Source organism: Kordia sp. (assembly GCF_045105435.1).
In the GTDB taxonomy this organism is placed as follows: Bacteria; Bacteroidota; Bacteroidia; order Flavobacteriales; family Flavobacteriaceae; genus Kordia.
This window is the reverse complement of record NZ_JBGCDL010000019.1, coordinates 1-21,226: the sequence shown is the minus strand read 5'-3', so window position 1 is coordinate 21,226 and position 21,226 is coordinate 1. Positions and strand designations below refer to the sequence as shown.

Below are 21,226 nucleotides of genomic sequence, written 5' to 3'. Positions count from 1 at the left end.
AGCAGTTCCGTTTTCTGTCCATCCTAAATCAGCTGTTGTATCAGTGATATTAGTTGCTGTTAACATAGAAGGATCAAGACATGTTGGTGGAGCTACAGATGTAATCGTTGGTGAAGTTAAACACCATCCCCATTGCCAACCTCCTTGGTCATCATAAGTAATACGGTATTGGAATCCTGATAATTGTGTAGCAGTAAACCCTGAAATATCAAGCACTGCAGTTGTATATGCTTCTGTATTAGCACATGTTTGAAAATCATTTGCTGTTGAGTTTCCAGCAAATGTTTCTAATGCTGTCCAAGTCATTGCATCAGCATCATAGGTTTCAATTTGTAAAACATCTCCACCTAGTGCTCTGTATGTGTAGTCTCCACTTACGGTAATCCAAGTTTCTCCTGCTCCACTTGCAGCAGTAAGATCGATTACTGGTGAAGTAGCTTCAATAGAATCTCCCGAACCACTACCAGCAGCATCATCATCCCAAGTTAATGTAGTACCTGCTCCTGTAGGATCAGATAATAATCCACCTGCGGTGTATGTACCAGAAAGTGTCCAACCTGCGTTAGGCCAACTTGCAGCTTGATTCAATGTTTGTGAGACACCTATATAGGTACCTAATAAACACATAATCATAAAAAGTTTAAGTGTAATTTTTTTCATAAAAAGTTTGATTTTTGTTAGTTAGTTTAATATCAGTTGAAAGAACTACATTTTTTTTCAATCGAGCATGTATTTATCGGTAAAAGGGCTTTTATTATCGACAAAATACATGAAAAAGGGTTTTTCCTACTGTTTTTGTTTACATTACCTTAACATTATTTTTTTGTTAAATATAGCTTTTTTACTCATTATTTTTAAAGTGTAATATCCTGAAGATAAGCTTGAAATATCTATATATTCTTGTTGTGAAATTTTTCCGTTTTTTACTTGTGCGCCTCTAGTATCAAAAATGAAATATTCATAAGCATCATTTGTAATTGTATGTATCCAAATTTTTCCTGTTGTTGGGTTAGGATATACTTGAATTTCCATTTGTTGTTGAAATTCTTCTGTACTTAAAGGATTGCTTCCTTCTATTATGTTTATTGCTTGGTTTGGCGTTACGTTAAATAGTATGTCTTGTGCGCCACCCAACCAAGTTACTTTGACGTAATCTATGATTGTATTCGTTCCGATTCCGAAAAATTCAGTTTCAGAGTTTTGTGAAATGTATCCTTCTCCACAAACTGTATATCTGTATTGTGATACACCTTCACTTCTGAGTTCAATAGTGGCTCCGACTCCTTGTTTGTTACTTGTAACACCTTCTAAATTGACTTTTAGCCAATTGTTAGTGGAAGTTGTTTGATTTTTCCATAAGAAAATATCATCACCGCCAGAATTGCTAACTATGATTTCAGGAAAACCATCATTATCAGTATCTCCAATAGCATTTGAATAACTTTCACTGGTATCATTTTCAAATCCTGTAGTCGTTTGTATAGTAAATGTTCCGTTGCCATTGTTTGAGTAGAATGCAGCTGATGGCAAACTTGGCACGCCACCATCTAATGACCCGCTTACATATAAATCTAAATCGCCATCGTTCTCAGCATCTAAGAAAACGGATCCCCAAGCAAAACTTTCAAACAAAGTTCCTGTATCAGAAGCAATGTTTGTAAATGTTTCATCACCATTGTTTCTTAAAAGGTAATTTCCTGGAATTCCGTTTGTAACATAAATATCAAACCATCCATCTCTGTCAAAATCTGCAATAGTAACCGACATGGCATCAATTGCCATGTTGGTTCCTGATTCATCACTTACATCTGAAAATGTACCATCACCATTGTTTTTGTATAGAATATTTGTGGTATTTACTTTATCATTTGCCATATAAATGTCTTGCCAGCCATCATTATTAAAGTCAAAGAATGCTGAACAGAACGAAAGGTGACTTCCATTGTCAATTCCCGCGGAAGCGCTTACATTGGTAAAAGTTCCGTCTCCGTTGTTTTTGTACAAATAGTTTGGTTGTGGAGCACTGAGTCGTCTATTGCAAAGAAATATGTCTAAATATCCATCATTATTATAATCGCCCCAAGAAGCGCCAAAATTATCTTGTGCTGCGGTAGGCAAACCAGCTGTAATGGTTACATCGGTTAGTGCTGTTGTGTCATTTCGATACAATCGACTTCCGTCTACATCACCAGCAATAAATAAGTCTTTGTCGCCATCGTTGTCAAAATCGACCCATATCACCTGTTTTTGTTGTGCATTGTTATTGGGAACTAGTGTAGTTTCTGGAGAATACGTTCCATCTCCATTATTTTTGTAAATTTTTAATGGATCGCCACTTTGTGTTGCGATGGTAATATCGTCCCAACCATCATTATTGAAGTCACAAAAAGATATTCCTCCACCAAGATAAATGGTTCCACTAGCATCATCAACACCAACAGCTACCGCTTGATTTTCAAAATGTGTTTGTGCAGTTAGTTGAAAACAGAGGATGTATAATATGAAAGAAAAGGAGATGCGTAGTCGTCTTTTCATAAGCAGTCGGTAAATAGTTTATTGAGTTCGAGACTCCTAAGCTATTAAAACAACTTAAATTTCACAAATATTTAACAATATTATGTTCGTGGAAATTAACGGCAGACTTATACATTTCTATGTTAACCCTTGTATTTACTATACTTTTCGCTGCATTAAGAATGTTTTTTGATAGTGTTCTTATATATCCATATCAAAAAAAATTCTGCCTTTATTAGATTTTTTCCAAAAAAAAATACCTCTAAGCAATTTTAGAGGCATTTTTTTATTTGCTATTATTTTATTATTCTTCTGTGAATCTTTCAATCACTTCTTGACTTACTCCTGTGTTTGAGAATCCGCCATCATTGTATAAGTTTTGCATCGTTACTCTTTTTGTTAAATCTGAGAATAATGATACAGTGTAGTTTGCACAATCTAGAGCTGTTGCATTACCAAGTGGCGACATTTTTTCCGCATACGAGATAAATCCGTCAAATCCTTTTACTCCTTGTCCAGCTGTTGTTGGTGTTGGCGATTGTGAAATGGTGTTGACACGTACTTTTTTCTCTTTCCCAAAGAAATAACCAAAACTACGCGCAATAGATTCCAAATATGCTTTGTTGTCTGCCATATCATTGTAATCTGGAAATGTACGTTGTGCAGCCATGTATGTTAGTGCTACAATACTTCCCCACTCGCTCATTGCGTCAGTTTTGTAAAGTGTTTGCATTACTTTGTGAAAAGATACCGCAGAAACATCCCAACCTTTGGTCATCCAATCGTATTTTAAGTCTGTGTAATGTCTTCCTTTACGAACGTTTACTGACATTCCGATAGAGTGTAATACGAAGTCAATTTTCCCGCCAAGGATTTCCATTGATTTGTCAACTAAGTTTTGAATGTCTTCTAAATCAGTAGCATCAGCAGGAATAATTTCAGAACCCGTTTTTTCGGCTAAGTCCTTTATTTTCCCCATACGCATTGCAATTGGTGCATTTGTTAGTACAAATGTTCCACCTTCTTCATGCACACGTTCTGCAGTTTTCCATGCAATAGAATTTTCGTCTAAAGCACCAAATATGATTCCTCTTTTTCCTTTTAATAAGTTATATGACATGCTTGTTCTTTTTAAGTCGTTTGCTGGTTCAAATATATGGTAAAAGATTGAATTGATCGATTTTTACGATTGTAATAATTCTTTTGCGTTTGCCAAAGCTGATTCCGAAATTTTAGCGCCACTTAACATCTGTGCAATTTCGTGTACACGCTCTTCTGGCTGCAGTTGTTTTAATTGCGTGGTTGTAACTTCGTTTACGTCTTGTTTGTATACTTTGAAATGTTGTTTTCCTTTGGCTGCAATTTGTGGCAAGTGTGTTATGGAGAATACTTGCATACTTTTGCTCATTTGTTGCATGATTTTTGCCATTTTGTTGGCTACTTCTCCCGAAACTCCTGTGTCAATTTCGTCAAACATAATGGTTGGCAATTGCATATATTTCGATAAAATAGCTTTGATACATAGCATTACACGTGATAATTCTCCACCAGAAGCTGCTTTTTTTAATTCGTTAAAATGTCCGCCTTTGTTCGCTGCAAATAAAAATTGTAAATCGTCCATTCCGTTTGCATAAAACTGATTGGCTAATGTTACTTTGATATTAAAACGTGCATTTGGCATGCCCAAAGTTGCCAGCATTGTTTCTAATTGTTGTACAAGTGTTGGAATACCTTGCGAACGTTTTGTATGAATGGATTTTGCAAGTTGTTTGAGTTGCTTGCTGAGTGCTTCTAATTCTTTTTCTTTGGTTTGAATGACTTCGTCAATGTTTTCGGAAACAGCTGCTTTTTCAGATAGTTTCGATTGAATTACAAGTAAGTCTTCCAGCGAAAGTACACTGTGCTTTTTTTGTAGATCGAATATTTTTTGAAGCTTTTCTGAGATTTCTTCAAATACAGATGGATCAAACGTAACTTCTCCTTGTAAGTTGATGACTTCGTTATAAATGTCATCTAATTCAATGTATGAACTTTTTACACGTTCCGCCAATTGTTTAAATTCGGGTGCAATGTCTGCTAATTTTCCAGAAGCGACTTGCAATTCTGAAAGTAAATTGAGTACACCAACTTGTTCATCGGAAAGTAATTGTTCAGAAGCACTTAGATTCGTTTTTATGTCTTCCGCATTGTTCAAGCGTTCGTATTTTGCTTCTAAATCGGAAAGAATCAACCCTTCTAGTTTGGCTTCTTCCAATTCTTTTAGCAAGAACATATTGTAATCGTGCTCTTTTTCTAAAGCAGCGCGTTCTTCTTGTATGCTGTGTAATTCTTTTTGTGTGAATTGATAACTTTTTAATACCGTTTGATACGAATTGACTTCTTCTGAAACATTCGCCAATATATCAATGACTTGAAATTGAAATTGGTTGTCTGTCAGTTGCAAAGTTTGATGTTGCGAATGAATGTCAATTAACCGATCGCCCAATGCATCTAAAATTGCTAAGCGCACAGGAACATCATTTACAAAAGCACGTGATTTTCCAGATGGTAATATTTCGCGGCGTACAATGGTATCATGATCGTAATCAAGATCGTTTTCGGTAAAGAAATTTTTGAGTTTGTACTTTTTTATGGAAAATTCGGCTTCAATAACGCATTTACGTTCTTTATCTTTCAACGAAGATAAATCTGCTCGTTTTCCTAGTATTAATGCTAATCCGCCAAGAAGAATTGATTTTCCTGCGCCAGTTTCACCCGTAATGATGGTAAATCCTTTATCAAATTCAACTTGTAAAGCATCAATGAGTGCAAAGTTTTTTATAGATAGTTGTGTGAGCAATGTAGTCGCGTTTTTAGTACGTTAGTTTCAACACACAAAAATAGCGTATTGCTCCAAATTTTCGCAAGAATCAGAATTTAATTTTTTCCCACTTGGTTGCGTGGAATGGTGCTACTTTGTTTAGTGTTTCCACCAAACGCACTACATTTATTTTAGGTCCGCCCGAAAATACTTGCTGAATTTCTTCTGCTTTGGCGTCAAAAAATGTTTGTAATAGGAATGAATTTGGCCTACGGTTGTTAAGTGCTTTAAAGATTTCCATGCTTGCGCTGATGGCTTCTTTTCCCGCACGTGGATCATCTGCCATAACATCCAAACCTACTCTGTGATAGTTGTACATTACAGTTCTGTATTCTTTGTGTGTATTGTTGAGCATGTTGTCTAATAATGTCCAACGTGTACGATTTCCATCGGCTTCTTTCCAACCAAGAAACGGACCTGATTGTGAAAGGTTTACTATTTGTTGTGCTTGTGCATAAAAGTCTGATCCGCCACGAAGCGCAAACGTATCTGCATCAATTCCTAAAACTACATATACATAGTATGCAATTACTGCAACTAGGTTTGATGTAAAAGCATTTGGATTGTATACTAATGGTTGAAATTCTTGATAGATAAAACGAAATTGCCTATCGTTGTAGTTAAACACAGGCGACTCAAACGATGAGTTATATATTGGACGAGACGATTGTACTTGAATCGTTGCCACAAATTCATCCGAATTGTATTGTGATACATTGATGACCATGCTACAATTGATACGCTCGGAAGTAGTATATTTTTTGTTGGTCCATTGCGTTTTGTTTACAAAGTCGTTTAACGAACGTTCGAGCGTTTTAAATATTTGCTGGTTCGTTTGATTGACTTGTTGTGTGTCAATGGTAATTTGACAGTTGATTTCTTGTGCAGTTACAAATGATACTCCACATAAAAGTAAAAGACTTAGAACAAGGTTACGCATGGATTCGCTTTAAAATTTCATTAAATATATCAATGGCTACATCGGCTTTCGATTTTAACCCAAAAGCTAAGGTATTCATTTTTTTGTCAATAATAGTTACTTTGTTAGTTGGTTTTCCAAATCCTGCTCCTTTGTCGTTTAAAGAATTTAGCACAATCATGTCTAAATTTTTACGTGTAAGCTTTCCTTTGGCGTTTTCTAATTCGTTGTTTGTTTCTAAAGCAAAACCTACTAGAAATTGTGCTTTTTTGATGTCGCCCAACGAAGCTAGAATGTCTTTTGTTTTTACCAACTCAATATGTAACGATGATTCTTTCTTTTTTATTTTCTGAGATGCCACATCTTTTGGTTTATAATCGGCAACAGCCGCAGAAAGAATGGCAATATCTGCTGATGAAAAATCGTTGTGTGCCGCTTTGTACATATCTTCAGCACTAATTACATCCACCACATTTACAGACGAATGTGAAATGCTTTGATGATTTGGCCCGGCAATTAAAGTAACCTCAGCACCTAAGTTGGCAGCCGCACGCGCCAATTCGAAGCCCATTTTACCCGAAGAATGATTTCCTATAAAACGTACAGGATCAATAGCTTCGTAGGTTGGTCCTGCGGTAATCATAACTTTTTTTCCTTTTAACGGAAGTTTGTCTAAGATGTCTTTTTCAATAAATGCAATGATATCTTCTGGTTCTGCCATGCGTCCTTCTCCAACCAAACCACTTGCCAATTCGCCGCTTGTAGCAGGAATCATAGTATTTCCATATTTGGTCAGTTGTTCAAATGAGTTTTTTGTGGATGGATGTTTGTACATATCCAAATCCATAGCGGGCGCAAAATATACAGGACATTTTGCAGAAAGGTACGTTGCTAGTAATAAGTTATCGCTGTTTCCGGATGCCATTTTAGACATCGTGTTTGCTGTTGCTGGCGCAATCAACATAAAATCTGCCCACAATCCTAACTCTACGTGGTTTGTCCACACATCATTTTCATCCTCTTCATTCGTAAAAGAGGAATGCACAGGATTTTTAGATAAGGTAGACAGCGTTAATGGCGTAATGAAGTCTTTAGCAGCAGGCGTCATAATCACTTTGATTTCGGCGCCTGCTTTTATGAATAACCGTACTAAAGAAGCTATTTTATAAGCGGCAATACCAGCGGTAACGCCTAATACTACTTTTTTGCCCCTTATTATTGACATATTTTAAGCTTCTTCTTTTGTGTTACGGTAGTATATTTTGTCTTCCAACCATTCGTGTACTGCAATTGCATGTGGCTTTGGAAGTTTTTCGTAGAATTTAGATACTTCGATTTGCTCTTTGTTTTCGAAGATTTCTTCTAAACTGTCGTTGTGCGTAGCAAATTCGTCTAATTTCTCGATTAATTCTTTCTTGATTTCAGAGTTGATTTGAATTGCTCTTTTTGCTACAACTGAAATTGCTTCATAAATGTTGTCTGTTGGCGCATCAAATTGATTTCTTTCAACTGTTGTAGTGCTTATTGGAGCGTCTAAGTTTTTAATATCAACCATATTTATTATTTTGAAATTTTTGCTAATTCTTCTGTTATTGAAGCCATAATTTTATCGGCTTCTTCTTTATATTTTGACTCTGGATAAAACTTAACCAACGTTTTGTACGCTGATGAAGCTTCATTCAATCGATCTTCCATTAATGTAGTAAAACTTCGTATTGCTAAGTTGTACGTCGCGTCAAGCTTTAAATACATTGCATCTTCTCTAAAAGATGTTCCTGGGAAATCTGAAAGAAAGTTCTCTGTTGTTTTAATTGCTGATTTATAATCTGAAATGGTATTGTATTGTTTTGCAATTTCGTATGCTTTCTTTTCAATCTTAGTGGTTAATTCACTTACCATTTCATTGGCACTATCAAGATATGCTGATTCTGGATAGTTATTGATAAATCCTTGCAATTTATTAATTGCCGTCATCGTTTCTCTTTGATCGATACTGTAACGAGGCGATTGCATGTAATAGCTTTTTGCTTCAAAATAAGAAGCTACTTGTACACTATCACTTTTTGGGTATGAACGTACAAAACGCTCAAACTGATATCCTGAAACAATGTATTGTTCTATTTCAAATAATGTACGTCCGTATAAAAACGTAACACGTTCACCTTGTGGTTTTCCTCTATATTTAGGCACAATTTGCTCGAAAAGTCTACTTGACTTTTTAAACTTTTTTTCTTTATAAAAGCGTTCTGCAAGTTCGTATTTTACTTTCGTATCTTCCGACTTTAATGCTTTTTGGTATTCACTACAAGAAGCAAGCGTAACAACAGCTAAAATTAGGTATAGAAATTTCCTCATCTTTTTAAACATCTGGCAAAAATAGGTATTTATTATGTATTATGAAAACATTTTTAAAGCGCTAAAATAACTTTACAAATCTGATTTTAGTATTCTTTACCATAGTTTTAACTTTTTTGTTTAGTTCGCTATTGCTCACGGATCGCTGACGCTGTTAGATCGCTGACACTATTAGATCGCTTCGCTAGTAGAGCGGCTGCGCCTTTTAGACTCATTAAAACATCTATTTTTCGTGGGGTTTTCGTAAGTATTTTTTTTGAAATACTTGCTTATTATTTTGTAATTTGAGAAAAAACTAGTCCCGTTTACATTTTCCTAGTATTGCTTATTTTATGATGATCTAATACGGTAAATCCGTCTTCATCATAATAGAAGGCTTTTTCAAAAGCAACATTCATTACTAATTCTTCAAACGTATACGAATGTAGTTTGTACACTTCTTCATTGAAGGCTTCATCATAATAAGAAACCATAATTAAGAACTCGCCATTGAGTGTTTTGAGTTCTTTTTCAGAAAATTTATAGATTGGTGATTCTTCTGTAATTTCATGTACCAATGTCCATGTGGTTGGCAAATAGGTAATGTGATCTCTTTCCAGCTCAAGCTGATAAAAATTACGTTGATATCCGTGTGCTTGGTCTGCTTCTGTTATAGCCAAAGTGACTTTTACAGTCGGGTTTATCATGACATCTTTTTTGCTATTCATCAACCGAAACATTAATGCTTTTCCTTCTTTAAAGTCGCGGTAAATTATTTCATCACTGAATTCTATAGATGCTTTTGGTTTGGAAAAACGTCCGTATAAAAGTCCTGTTACGAATGAGAAACTTAACAATCCGATCAACGCCTGAAAACTTGAAACAATTCCTGTAATAATGCTTGTTGGCGCCATAGCTCCGTAACCTAAAGTTGTAATGGTTTGCGAAGAAAAGAAAAAAGCATTCACAAAATCGATAAAGAAACCTTGCGGTTCTACTGAGATGTACTGCACTCCAATTGTTACATATATAGTTGCAAATGTAATGTTGATAATGAAATATACTAAGAAGACCAAACAGAAAAAATGTGTCCAACTGATATCAACTAAATACGTATACAATGCAGAAATTCCTGTTTTTCTGTGTACATGTTTAATGTTGAACGAACCATCTTTGTTTACAATTCGTTTTGCACTTGTAACAGATGCTTCACCTAAGCCTGGATCTTTTACTTTTTTTGCCATTTATTTTTATGCTTTCAAATCATCTGTAAGCGTATGTAATTTTTGTTTGAGTCCTTCCGAAGCTTCTATTAAAGGCAAACGAACGGTAGCAGTAGCTAGTTTTAATTTTTCGAAAACAGCTTTGATTCCCGCAGGATTTCCTTCTTCAAAAATATAATCTATTGCAGGCATCATTTTGTAATGAAGTGCGTTTGCTTGTTTTATATTTCCTGCCAATCCTAAGCGTACCATTTCCGAAAATTCTTTTGGATATCCTTGTCCAATCACCGAAATAACACCTGCGCCACCGGCAAAAACCATTGGTAGCGTAATCATATCATCACCCGAAATAACCAAGAAATCTTCTGGCACGTCTTTTATAAGTTTCATGGCCTGTACTATATCGCCTGCCGCTTCTTTTACTCCGATAATATTTTCAAAATCATTTGCCAATCTAACGACCGTTTTTGGCAACATATTACTCGCCGTTCTTCCAGGCACATTGTATATTATAATTGGTTTTGGACTTGCTGCTGCAATTGCTTTGAAATGCTGATATATTCCTTCTTGCGTTGGTTTGTTATAATATGGAGAAACCGACAAAACAGCATCAATACCTTGTAAGTTTGTAGTTTTTAATTCATGCACAACGGCAGCAGTATTGTTTCCTCCTATTCCTAAAACAATAGGCAAACGCATGTTATTTGCTTTTAGAACTGTATCAATGACCAACTGTTTTTCTTCACTTGTCAACACGGCACTTTCTGCGGTTGTTCCTAAAACGACTAAGTATTCTATTCCGCCTGCAATTACATGTTCAACAATAGCTGTTAATGCGTTGGTATCTACTGAAGAGTCTGTATTAAAAGGTGTCACTAATGCAACTCCAGTTCCGATGAATTTCTTCATTATTATAATTTATTTAGTATGTGTAAATATGTATGTAGTTCTTTTGCAAATGTTGCAATTTCGTCTTCTTTGGTTTGAATGATAACGTCATGTATTTCCTGACTACTTCCTGCAATACCCACTTTAAAAGTTGCTTTTTGCAAACCTGAAGCTAATTGTAATGGTACAAGATCATCACTGTAATAACTGATCAATAAATCGTAAGGTTTGTCTAAAAATTCTTTTAATTCGGTTGTTTTTGGTTTTCCTTTCCAACCAAAGTCTTTTTCATAAAAAACAGGATACGTTACTTGGCGCGTTTTTTGAAAATTTTTATGATAGCATAACACGTCTACTACTACATTTAGTTGCAATGTTTTGATGATGTGTTCAAAATTCTCTGTTACATCAGCATTTACAATAACTCCAACAGTTTGAATCGTTTTGGTATTCACTTCCTTTGTTGCGGTATTGCGCAGCTTTTTCGTAAGTGCTTTCTGAGCTGATTTGTATTGTAATCCTTTTAAAAACATGTATGCGAATTGATATTTGACAAAAATACTCTTTTTCCACAAAAAAGAGGCGCATGTTTGTACATACGCCTCTTATCTTCTAAAATTATACAACTACTGTTTTTCCCCGCAAACGTTAGTTATATACGAAGTTACGTGGAGTTTTGCAGAAGAAAAAAATTATTTCGTAAGCGTCGTTTTTTAACAACGAACGTTGAATTTTGACAAGTAATCACAAAAAAAGTGTGTGGTTTTACAATTATTTAGTGTAATTGGCTATGACGATATCTTGTATTTTTTATAATTTGCCACATATTTAGTTTTTATGAAAAAAATTATTCCGATTCTCATTTTATTTTTAGTCATTTCTTGTGCCGTAAAAAAACAAGTTTCTAAAATTGAAGGAAAACGTATTACTGTAAGTGATTCTTTGCTTACCAATCAGGATATTGAAGATTTTATCAAGCCTTATCGCGAACGTATCCAAGAGGATATGGAAAAAATACTGAGTTATGCTCCAAAAGATATGCATAAGAATGATGGTAAACTTGAGACTACCATTGGAAATTTAATGGCCGATTTGGTACGATCGCAGAGTGAACCTGTTTATAAGAAACGAACAGGTAAAAGTATTGATATTTGCTTGTTGAATCATGGTGGAATTCGTGCGCCAATCCCGAAAGGACCAATTAAGACACGAACTGCTTTTAATGTAATGCCTTTTGAAAATTCGATTGTTGTGGCTGAGCTAACTGCTGAAAATGTACACAATATGGTGGCGTATTTGGCGGAAGCAAAACGTGCGCATCCAATTTCTGGCTTGACCATTAAACTGGATAAAGATTTTAAAGTGATGGAAGCTTTGGTGAACGGAAAACCAATTGAAGCAGGAAAAACATACACTGTAGTTACATCTGATTATTTGCAAAATGGTGGCGATCGAATGAATTTCTTGAAGAATCCAGAATCTTTGGAAGTCTTGAATTATAAGATTAGAACTGCAATGATTGATTATTTTAAAACTGTTGACACGATTCCTGCACAACTTGATGGCAGATTTATACAACAATAACCCAACTAAGAAATGAAAAGAAGAGATTTTATACAAAATTCGTTGGCTTCTAGTGCTTTTGTCACTTTAGGAGGTTTGTCATTGCAGAGTTTTACAGCGAGTTCAGCAAAGAAACATATTACCATTTTACATACTAATGACGTGCACAGTCATATTGATCCTTTTGAAGCCGATCATCCAAGAAATCCGAATCAAGGTGGTGCAGCACGTAGAGCAAGTTTGATTGCAAATATTAGAAAAGAGAATCCAAATACATTGTTATTGGACGCTGGTGATATTTTTCAAGGAACGCCGTATTTTAATTATTACGGTGGCGAATTGGAATTTAAACTGATGAGTATGATGAAGTACGATTTGGCTACGATTGGAAACCACGATTATGATAATGGAATTGACGGGTTATACGCGCAGTTACCAAATGCTAATTTTGATTTCGTTTCTGCCAATTACGACTTTAAAAATACTGTTTTAGATACGCACGTAAAACCGTATAAAATTTTTATGAAAGATGGCATTAAGATTGGAATTTTTGGTCTTGGTGTAAAGCTTGAAGGTTTGGTAGATAAACGCATGTACAAAGAAACTGTATATAACGATCCTGTTGAATCTGCGCAAGATATGAGTCGTATTTTGAAAGAAGATGAAAAGTGCGATTTGGTCATTTGTTTGTCTCACATCGGATATAATTACAAGAGAACCCCGTAACGACCTTCTGATTTAAAATTAGCACGCGCTACCAAAGATATTGATTTGATTATTGGTGGACATACACATACTTTTTTACCAAAACCTACGATTGAAAAAAATAGCAAGGGAGAATCTGTTTTAGTAAATCAAGTTGGTGCGTACGGAATTTATGTGGGAAGAGTTGATTTTTACTTTGATGATGAAAAGAACGTAATTGCTAACGGAAAATCGATTATTGTGTAGGTTGTTTTGTTTGTTGGTTGCTAGTTATTGGTTACTGGTCAAGTTGTTTACTTACTGATGGTTTCAAAGCATAAACTCCTAAACTTATAAACTCTGGAAATAGTTGCTGGTTGCTGGTTACTGGTTACTGGTCAAGTTGTTTACTTTCTGATAGTTTCAAAGCATAAACTCCTAAACTTATAAACCTTTTCATAACCTTAGAAGTTTCAACTAAAAACGAGCATTTTTATGCGCTTTTTTTTGGTTTTATTGCATCTTTGATACTAATGTATTGCCACATTTTGTAATGTGAGCATATAAAAAACAAATTGGATAGCACTGCATATATTGGATTTCTATCTACAAATAAGAAGGTTCCAAATAAAAGTCCCATGAATGCTGTAGATATACCAGCTAATGCGAGTGTTTGTGTTACAATACTTCGTTTGCTAATGTATGTCATTACAGACATAAATGAAAAGTAAGCGATGGCAAAGCTATAAAAGATAATCTCTCCAAAAATTTCATCTTTTATGTGTTCTACAAAATAGACAAAAGGCAACATGTATATTGTCAAAAAAGGAACGGTAGTTATGAGTAGCTTTCTAGTAGAAATATAATGAGATTGCTTTAATACAATAACACCATAAATAGATAATGCAACACCACTACTTATGGTTCCGTATGCGAGACTTCTTTCAATGAAAAAATAATAATCAGCAATCATAAAAGCTACTAATGCTAGTAAATACAGCACATTTTTCGCTTCAGCATATAAAAAGTAGCAAAGCATTATCACAGGAATCGTCAATACTATGGCATATTTTCTAGATACATAGTCTGGAAAAAATAACCATAAAAAGTCTATACAGGCTATACAGACGAGTAAAGTGACTAAAAGCGTAGCAATCTTTTTCATTAACATGACAAAGTAACTTATTTCTGTATAGAAATCCTATATTTTTTTAAAAGTGGTGTATTTTCAATTCGTTCAATATTGTTGTTATTTTTTATTTGCGATGGTATATCTATACATAGCGTAATGCATGTAAAGAAAAGTCAAAACTACGGCAGCTCTGACCCACATTATATATCCAAAGAAAAGATTTTGTCCATGAATTGTGGTAGAAATAACAAATACGATTCCTGAACTGAGAAGCCACAAATTTGGTTTATTTTGTCGCGTTGTATACACTAAAGTGGAAATAAAAAAGAATAAACCAACAGAAAATACATAGAATAAAATATAATTAAATATCTCCATTTTTACCTCATCGTAATAATAAAACAGCGGAACTAAGTATATGACTAGAAAAGGAATTGCAGCAATAAAAATACTTCGTATCGGAATTTCTCCTGCTTTTTTTAAAGCTATGATTACATAGATAAGAACTCCAATTCCATAAAAAATTAATGCAGGTTTTCTATAAGTTTCCATGTTGAAAAAGATGATTCCTAAAAAGGTACTTAGTAATGATGCAACATATAACCAATTTACCTTTTTTACGGAACAAAAATACAATACAATTAATGCCGGAAATGGTAAGAAAGTAGTATACGTTCTATCAACAGCATCTGGATATATAACACCTAACAGATCTAAAATCAGTAGGCAGAAATATAAATAGGTAAGTATTTTTTGTTTCGACATTAATTTAGGGTTGTTGGTAACTAATTCTAATTTATTCCTCTATTTTTATAGTTATTAAATATTCTTTTTTTGATGCGAATTGTAATCTAACTAAAATCATCAACATAGTAACAACAGGTAATTATACTATATCTGGCAAGGTGTTTTTTTCATCTTCCAACATAAATTTCATCGCAAAATATAATTTCAAATTACAGCAGAAAAGCGCTATTACGGTAAAAAATGTTTCAGTGACATACAATTCGTTGATCATTATAATTAGGTTCATAATTCCTATGTTGCATGAAGCAATGAGCATCCAAAGATTCGTTTGATTCTTGTTTCGCAAATAATAATATAGCGCTACTATAATGTAAATCAACACTAAAATAACAAGCACTGCAAAGTATGCAAATGTATCACTGATTTCCTTGTAAATTAGACACATTACTCGATCATAAATATAGATGATGGGCAACACAATAAGTGCCAACCTAAAATACAATATCCGATTTGTTTTTTTCCTTTCATTTTTTAAATACATCAAACGCATGTAAAAAATATAATACAGCGAAAATAATATGGAAACTTCTGGTGTAAACTTCCGCAATCCTAGCAATAACAATACACCTCCAACAATAGTAATAGCTAACGTAAGTACATACAAAATGCTAAGCGGTTCTTTTTTTTCTGTCATATACATCCAAAAAATAGCAATGACAGGAAATGGATATACGTACACTATATTTTGTTTTTCAAAAAAAGCAGCACATACCAACATTAAAAGTGCTGTTATACAAAAGATGATATGTGTTGGCTTTACATGCTTCATTCATTCAACATATTCAAAATATCTTCTTCTTCATCCGCTTCGTCATACAAAATAAATTTCAATACAAAATATTGAATACACAAGCTACAAAATACCACAATTACAGTAAATATAGTTTCGTACATGTACAATTCATTAAGTCCAATAATAATATTCATAAACCCAAGGTTTACGGCTGCAATAAGCATCCAAAGATTGGAAGGTTTTTTATCTTTTACATAATAATACAGAGCAGTAATAATGTAACTCAACATAAAAAACATTAGAAAACTAAAATATACCGCAGCACCTTTCAGTTCAGAGGAAATTGTGCTAATTACACTGTAATAAATATATAAAACAGGCAATGACATCAAAAAAACATAGAAATAAGTTCGCATTTCTGTCTTTTTATTTGCGTTCCGAATGTACATCAACCTAAGATACAATACATAAAATATGGAAAATAGTATAGAAACCGCCTTCAAATGATCGCGCATTCCTAATATGAGTAAAATTCCACCTGCTAAACCAATTACCTGCGACAATATGTATAAAATACTAGTTGGCGTTTTTTTCTCCGCAAAATAGATAGCTAGAATGGTTAGTACCGTAAATGGCTGCACATAAATTAAACAAAATTTTTCCAAAAACATAGCGACAAGCATCGAGACGATTGCCGAGATGATAAAAACTATATGTGTTGGTTTTGTAAAATTCATTTATATCATATTCAAAAACGCATCTTCGGTCAAAATTGTAATATTCAATTTTTCTGCCTTTTCGCGTTTGCTAGGGCCCATTTTGTCACCTGCAACTACGAATGAAGTTTTAGAAGATATGGAAGATGATATTTTTCCACCATTATTTTCTATGAGTTTTTTTAATTCGTTACGCGATACTTTTTCAAATACACCAGAAACCACAAAGGACTTTCCTAACAAAGTTTCTGTAAGTCCTTCTAACTGTTCAGCAGAGAACTCTAATTGTACTCCATATTCTTTTAATCGTGTAACTGTTTGCAAATTAGTTTCTTCTTTAAAAAAATGTGCCACACTTTCGGCGATCTTCACTCCTATCTCGTCGACACGCTCTAAATCCTCCGACGAAGCGTCAATAAGCGCATTTATAGACTTGTAATGTTTCGCCAATTTTTTTGCGACTGTTTCTCCTACATATCTAATTCCCAACGCATACAAAACACGCTCAAACGGAATCTTTTTTGATGCTTCAATTCCATTAATTAAATTCTTAGCACTTTTTTCTGCCATTCGCTCTAGCGGAATCACCTGTTCTTTGGTCAATTCGTACAAATCAGCATAATTGGAAATCAAATTTTCTTTGACTAACAACGCAACTGTTTCGCCTCCTAAACCATCAATATCCATTGCTTTGCGCGAAATGTAATGCTGAATTCTTCCCACAATTTGTGGTATACAACCAGCTACATTTGGACAATAATGTTGTGCTTCTCCTTCTTTTCGTTCTAATGGTGTATGACATTCGGGGCATTCACTTGCATATACAGTTTCTGTAGAATCACTTGGACGTGCTTCAAAATTTACACCTACGATTTTCGGAATAATTTCACCTCCTTTTTCTACAAATACAGTATCGCGTTCTCTAATGTCTAATTTAGCAATTTGATCTGCATTATGCAAGGATGCACGCTTTACAGTGGTTCCTGCAAGTAAAATTGGAGCTAAGTTTGCTACAGGTGTAATTGCTCCAGTACGACCAACTTGGTAGGTAATTTCATTTAAAACCGTTGCAACTTGCTCAGCTTTAAACTTATACGCCATTGCCCAACGTGGTGCTTTAGAAGTATAACCTAACTCATCTTGATATTGTAAGTTATTTACTTTAATTACAACTCCATCAATTTCATACGCTAATTCGTGACGATTTGCCTCCCAATAATTGACAAACTCTAAAATTTCATCTACGTTTTTGGCAACTTTGGCAACTGTTGGCACTTTAAATCCCCATTCACGCGCTTTTTCTAAGCTTTCAAACTGTGTTGAAATTGGCAAGCGTTCGCCTTTTATATTGTATAATAAACATTCTAACGGACGTTTAGCAACTTCGCTACTGTCTTGTAATTTTAAACTTCCAGAAGCTGTATTTCGAGGATTCATGTATGGATCTTCGCCATTAGCAACACGTTCTTCGTTCATTTTTTTAAATCCGTCAAGCGGAAGAATGATCTCACCACGAATATCAAACTTTGGAGGAAAATTACCTTGCAGACGCAACGGAACCGTTTTGATCGTTTTGATGTTATTAGTTACCTCATCACCTTGAAAACCATCGCCACGCGTAACTGCTTTGATCAGTTTTCCATTTTCATACGTCAAATTCATGGAAGCGCCATCATACTTTAGCTCACACGTATATTCCACATTCTCAACACCGAGAATCTTCTCAATACGCTTTTCCCAATCTAGCAAATCTTCTTTAGAATACGAATTGTCCAACGAGTACATACGATATTCGTGCGCAATGGTATTGAAGTTCTTTGTGATTTGTCCGCCAACACGCAACGTTGGCGAATTCGGATCGTGGAATTCGGGATGTTTTGCTTCCAACGCTTGTAATTCCTTGAGTTTCATATCAAACTCATAGTCAGAAATAGTAGCGTTGTCTAATACGTAATAATTGTGATTGTGTTCGCGTAATTCATCGCGCAAAGCCTTTAGCTTCTCTTGAATGTTGCTCATGTAGTCTATCATATTGTGAATAAAACAAATATAACAAACTACACGTTGACAACCATATTTTTACGCTAGATTATCCTGCAACTACAGTTTTTTTTCTTTTCATAAAACCATAATACATAATGTATGCATAACATGCTAACACTAGTAAAAACGCAGTTTTAAATCCTTGCATATCAGAAAACAATCCGTATAGTGGCGGAATTACGGCTCCACCAACAATTGCAGTACATAAAATTCCCGAAGCTTGCGGTTTTAAATCGCTTAATCCGTCAATTGCTAATGCAAATATTGTTGGGAACATAATTGAGTTAAATAATCCTACTGCTAAAATAGACCACATAGAAACCAATCCTGTGGTTGTCATAGATAAAACAATCATAGAAATAGCCAATATTGCAAATACGCTCAATACTTTTGTAGGCGCAATAATTTTTGTTAAATACGCTCCAACAAAACGACCTATCATTGCTCCTGACCAATACAAGGCTACAAAAACACCTAGCAGTGCTTTTGGATTGGCATCATCAAACGATTTATTAAATAAGTCGCCCACACTGTTGGCAATACTCATCATAAAATCGCTTCCACTTACTACGTTGTAGAGTTCCATACTCATAAAATAATCTACCAAATAACTTCCAATGGCAACTTCGGCACCAACATATACGAAAATTCCTAAAGCGCCCAACATTAAAGGTTTGTGCGATAATAATTCTTTATATCCTTTGCTAGATACTTTTTGTATCAACTTAGGTAATTTTACAAACAGAAATACGATTCCCAAAAGCATCGCAAAGGCTCCAATAATTACAAATGGAGATTGTACCGCTGATGCTTCCGCTGCAAAATACGCTTCTTTTTGAACATCATTCAATGCAGCAATTTGCTCTTCATTTTTTACATGACTACTCAAAATAAATAATGCTCCAATAGTTGGTGCAATGGTTGTTCCTAAAGAATTGAATGCTTGCGATAAATTTAATCGACTTGAAGCACTTTCTTCCGGACCTAAATTTGCAACATACGGATTTGCAGCTACTTGCAAGGTTGATAATCCGGCGCCAATTACAAAAACGGCTATTAAAAAGACGCCATAAATTCTAAAATACGCGGCAGGATACATTAAAAAACAGCCAAAACCAATGACTAATAAACCTAGTATAATTCCTTTTTTGTAACCGATTTTAGCTAATAATTGACTCGATGGAATAGAAAATACAAAATACGCTAAGAAGAATGCTAACTGAATTAATCCCGATTGAAAATTTGTAAGTTCAAAAACTTCTTTTAATCTAGGAATTAATGAATCGACTAATACAGTAATAAATCCCCAAAGAAAAAATAATGAGGTTACAAATATAAAAGCACTTTTGTATGATTTGTTGGTTGCCATGTGAATTTGGTGTTTGGTGTTTGGTGTTTGGTGTTTGGTGTTTGGTGTTTGGTGTTTGGTGTTTGGTTAAGTTATTTACTTTCAGCTTGTTTCAAAATACAAACTGCTAAACTTATAAACTCTTAAACTTTATTATAAAAATCCGCCTTATGGTTTTTGTTTTCTCCATTCTGATAGGTTGTATAATTAAACCACTCATGAATGCAATACGCGCCTGTTTCTCCTTTTTTGTTGACCGCTATGTAACCGACTTGAAAATCCTTGTAATTCGGACTTTTCTTTACCACGCGTTTTACCGCTTCTTCACAGGCTTCTTGTGGCGATTTTCCTTGTCGCATCAATTCAACAATTAAAAAGCTTCCTACGGTTTTTAAAACCTCTTCTCCCATTCCTGTTGCCGTTGCGCCACCAATTTCATTATCAATGAATAAGCCTGAACCTATAATTGCCGAATCGCCAACGCGACCTTGCATTTTATAAGACAATCCGCTTGTGGTACACGCGCCAGAAATATCTCCGTTTTTATCAATTGCTAACATTCCAATTGTATCATGGTTTTCAACATTGATAATTGGTTTGTATTTTGCTTCTACTTTCCAGGTTTCCCACGCTTTTTTAGAAGCTTCTGTGAGTAAGTTTTCTGGTGTAAAACCACTTTCAATCGCGAATTTCTTTGCACCATTTCCTGCTAAAAGCACATGTGGCGTGTCTTCCATTACTTTTCTCGCAACTGAAATTGGATGTTGTATATTTTCAATACAAACTACCGCACCATAATCGCCTTCTTTGTTCATAATGCACGCGTCTAACGTTACATTTCCATCTCTATCGGGCAAACCACCTTTTCCAACCGATTGATTGTTTACGTCTGCTTCTTCAATCATTACGCCTTGTTCTACAGCATCTAACGCAGATTTTCCTTCTTGCATAACATCCCACGCTTTTTTAGTAGCATTCGGCACATTCCAAGTAGCAAGCACCATTGGAATAACAGGTTTTGTGTCGGTTTTAGTCGTTGCAGCAATAGCTTTTTCTGCTGATTTCTCATCATCCCCAGAAGCGGTTAATGCAGATCCGACCGTTAAACCCAATCCTGTTAACGCAGCACTTTGAATAAATTTTCTTCTTTTCATCTATGGTAGATTTTTGTACTGCCTTTCACGATTTTCAAATTAAGTGAATAAAATGAAAAACTGGCAATCGTATTTTAACTTCTTTTGATACTATTTAATTTCAATCTCATCTACAAACATCCACGAACGTCCATCGTGTTTGTATCCTAAATGCCATTCTGGAAGTATTCCGAGCTTTTTGGCGACTACTTTTACATAACGTGCTTTTTTCAATTTAAAAGCATAACCAACTTTTTCAACTTTTGGCTTTTCAGTTGGCTTTGGTGTATCGTACGCTAATTTCTGAATACTAATATATTTCTTTCCAT

General features: G+C 34.7%; 19 protein-coding genes and 2 pseudogenes. 2 read left to right on the top strand and 19 right to left on the bottom strand.

Features of this window, described 5'->3' with window-relative positions:
- From AB8B65_RS00880 to AB8B65_RS00830, 11 genes and pseudogenes are all read right to left on the bottom strand, one after another.
- Positions 1 to 660, bottom strand: a pseudogene (locus tag AB8B65_RS00880) (hypothetical protein); the annotation flags it as partial.
- 144 nt (positions 661 to 804) lie between these two features.
- Positions 805 to 2,535: an FG-GAP-like repeat-containing protein gene (locus AB8B65_RS00875; RefSeq protein WP_405298903.1), complete on the bottom strand. Its 1,731-nt coding sequence runs from the start codon at positions 2,533 to 2,535 to the stop codon at positions 805 to 807.
- 283 nt (positions 2,536 to 2,818) lie between these two features.
- Entirely contained in the window at positions 2,819 to 3,634 is an 816-nt protein-coding gene (locus AB8B65_RS00870) for an enoyl-ACP reductase (protein ID WP_405298902.1), read from the bottom strand.
- A 63-nt stretch (positions 3,635 to 3,697) separates the two neighbouring features.
- On the bottom strand, positions 3,698 to 5,353 hold the full coding sequence (gene recN / locus AB8B65_RS00865) for a DNA repair protein RecN (protein ID WP_405298901.1): 1,656 nt from the start codon (positions 5,351 to 5,353) through the stop codon (positions 3,698 to 3,700).
- Positions 5,354 to 5,423: 70 nt separating this feature from the next.
- Positions 5,424 to 6,314, bottom strand: coding sequence for a DUF4835 family protein (locus AB8B65_RS00860; protein ID WP_405298900.1), 891 nt, complete (start codon positions 6,312 to 6,314; stop codon positions 5,424 to 5,426).
- Positions 6,307 to 7,518 carry a bifunctional phosphopantothenoylcysteine decarboxylase/phosphopantothenate--cysteine ligase CoaBC gene (gene coaBC, locus AB8B65_RS00855; RefSeq protein WP_405298899.1) on the bottom strand — a complete coding sequence of 404 codons (1,212 nt, stop codon included), beginning with the start codon at positions 7,516 to 7,518 and terminating at the stop codon, positions 6,307 to 6,309. Before coaBC ends, AB8B65_RS00860 begins: the two co-directional genes overlap by 8 nt.
- 3 nt (positions 7,519 to 7,521) lie before the next feature.
- Positions 7,522 to 7,848 carry a DNA-directed RNA polymerase subunit omega gene (locus AB8B65_RS00850; protein ID WP_405298898.1) on the bottom strand — a complete coding sequence of 109 codons (327 nt, stop codon included), beginning with the start codon at positions 7,846 to 7,848 and terminating at the stop codon, positions 7,522 to 7,524.
- A 5-nt stretch (positions 7,849 to 7,853) separates the two neighbouring features.
- The gene (locus AB8B65_RS00845) at positions 7,854 to 8,648 is read right to left on the bottom strand and encodes an outer membrane protein assembly factor BamD (protein ID WP_405298897.1); all 795 of its coding nucleotides are present in this window, start codon (positions 8,646 to 8,648) and stop codon (positions 7,854 to 7,856) included.
- Positions 8,649 to 8,953: 305 nt separating this feature from the next.
- A complete protein-coding gene (locus tag AB8B65_RS00840; RefSeq protein WP_405298896.1) occupies positions 8,954 to 9,871 on the bottom strand; it encodes an ion channel in 918 nt (305 codons plus the stop codon).
- Between the two features lie 6 nt (positions 9,872 to 9,877).
- The gene (dapA, locus tag AB8B65_RS00835; protein ID WP_405298895.1) at positions 9,878 to 10,759 is read right to left on the bottom strand and encodes a 4-hydroxy-tetrahydrodipicolinate synthase; all 882 of its coding nucleotides are present in this window, start codon (positions 10,757 to 10,759) and stop codon (positions 9,878 to 9,880) included.
- Positions 10,760 to 10,761: 2 nt separating this feature from the next.
- The gene (locus AB8B65_RS00830; RefSeq protein WP_405298894.1) at positions 10,762 to 11,271 is read right to left on the bottom strand and encodes a DUF6913 domain-containing protein; all 510 of its coding nucleotides are present in this window, start codon (positions 11,269 to 11,271) and stop codon (positions 10,762 to 10,764) included.
- A 304-nt stretch (positions 11,272 to 11,575) separates the two neighbouring features.
- On the opposite strand from AB8B65_RS00830, the gene AB8B65_RS00825 reads away from it, so the two are divergent.
- Together AB8B65_RS00825 and AB8B65_RS00820 are read left to right on the top strand one after the other, a co-directional pair.
- Positions 11,576 to 12,322 (top strand): 5'-nucleotidase C-terminal domain-containing protein, encoded by a 747-nt coding sequence (locus AB8B65_RS00825; protein ID WP_405298893.1) that lies wholly within the window; start codon positions 11,576 to 11,578, stop codon positions 12,320 to 12,322.
- A 12-nt stretch (positions 12,323 to 12,334) separates the two neighbouring features.
- Positions 12,335 to 13,252: pseudogene (locus AB8B65_RS00820) on the top strand (bifunctional metallophosphatase/5'-nucleotidase).
- Between the two features lie 226 nt (positions 13,253 to 13,478).
- Here the strand turns inward: AB8B65_RS00820 and AB8B65_RS00815 are convergent.
- The 8 genes from AB8B65_RS00815 to AB8B65_RS00780 all read right to left on the bottom strand — a co-directional run.
- Positions 13,479 to 14,150: a hypothetical protein gene (locus AB8B65_RS00815; protein WP_405298892.1), complete on the bottom strand. Its 672-nt coding sequence runs from the start codon at positions 14,148 to 14,150 to the stop codon at positions 13,479 to 13,481.
- An 84-nt stretch (positions 14,151 to 14,234) separates the two neighbouring features.
- Entirely contained in the window at positions 14,235 to 14,882 is a 648-nt protein-coding gene (locus tag AB8B65_RS00810) for a hypothetical protein (protein WP_405298891.1), read from the bottom strand.
- 121 nt (positions 14,883 to 15,003) lie between these two features.
- Positions 15,004 to 15,693 carry a hypothetical protein gene (locus tag AB8B65_RS00805; protein WP_405298890.1) on the bottom strand — a complete coding sequence of 230 codons (690 nt, stop codon included), beginning with the start codon at positions 15,691 to 15,693 and terminating at the stop codon, positions 15,004 to 15,006.
- Positions 15,690 to 16,394 carry a hypothetical protein gene (locus tag AB8B65_RS00800; RefSeq protein ID WP_405298889.1) on the bottom strand — a complete coding sequence of 235 codons (705 nt, stop codon included), beginning with the start codon at positions 16,392 to 16,394 and terminating at the stop codon, positions 15,690 to 15,692. The genes AB8B65_RS00805 and AB8B65_RS00800 overlap by 4 nt, the downstream gene beginning before the upstream one ends.
- Positions 16,395 to 18,392 (bottom strand): NAD-dependent DNA ligase LigA, encoded by a 1,998-nt coding sequence (ligA, locus tag AB8B65_RS00795; protein WP_405298888.1) that lies wholly within the window; start codon positions 18,390 to 18,392, stop codon positions 16,395 to 16,397. It lies immediately after the preceding gene.
- Positions 18,393 to 18,462: 70 nt separating this feature from the next.
- Positions 18,463 to 19,785: a sugar MFS transporter gene (locus tag AB8B65_RS00790; RefSeq protein ID WP_405298887.1), complete on the bottom strand. Its 1,323-nt coding sequence runs from the start codon at positions 19,783 to 19,785 to the stop codon at positions 18,463 to 18,465.
- A 122-nt stretch (positions 19,786 to 19,907) separates the two neighbouring features.
- On the bottom strand, positions 19,908 to 20,918 hold the full coding sequence (locus tag AB8B65_RS00785) for a N(4)-(beta-N-acetylglucosaminyl)-L-asparaginase (protein WP_405298886.1): 1,011 nt from the start codon (positions 20,916 to 20,918) through the stop codon (positions 19,908 to 19,910).
- Positions 20,919 to 21,008: 90 nt separating this feature from the next.
- Positions 21,009 to 21,226, bottom strand: a 218-nt coding sequence (locus AB8B65_RS00780) for a hypothetical protein (protein ID WP_405298885.1), incomplete at its 5' end; no start/stop codon positions are given.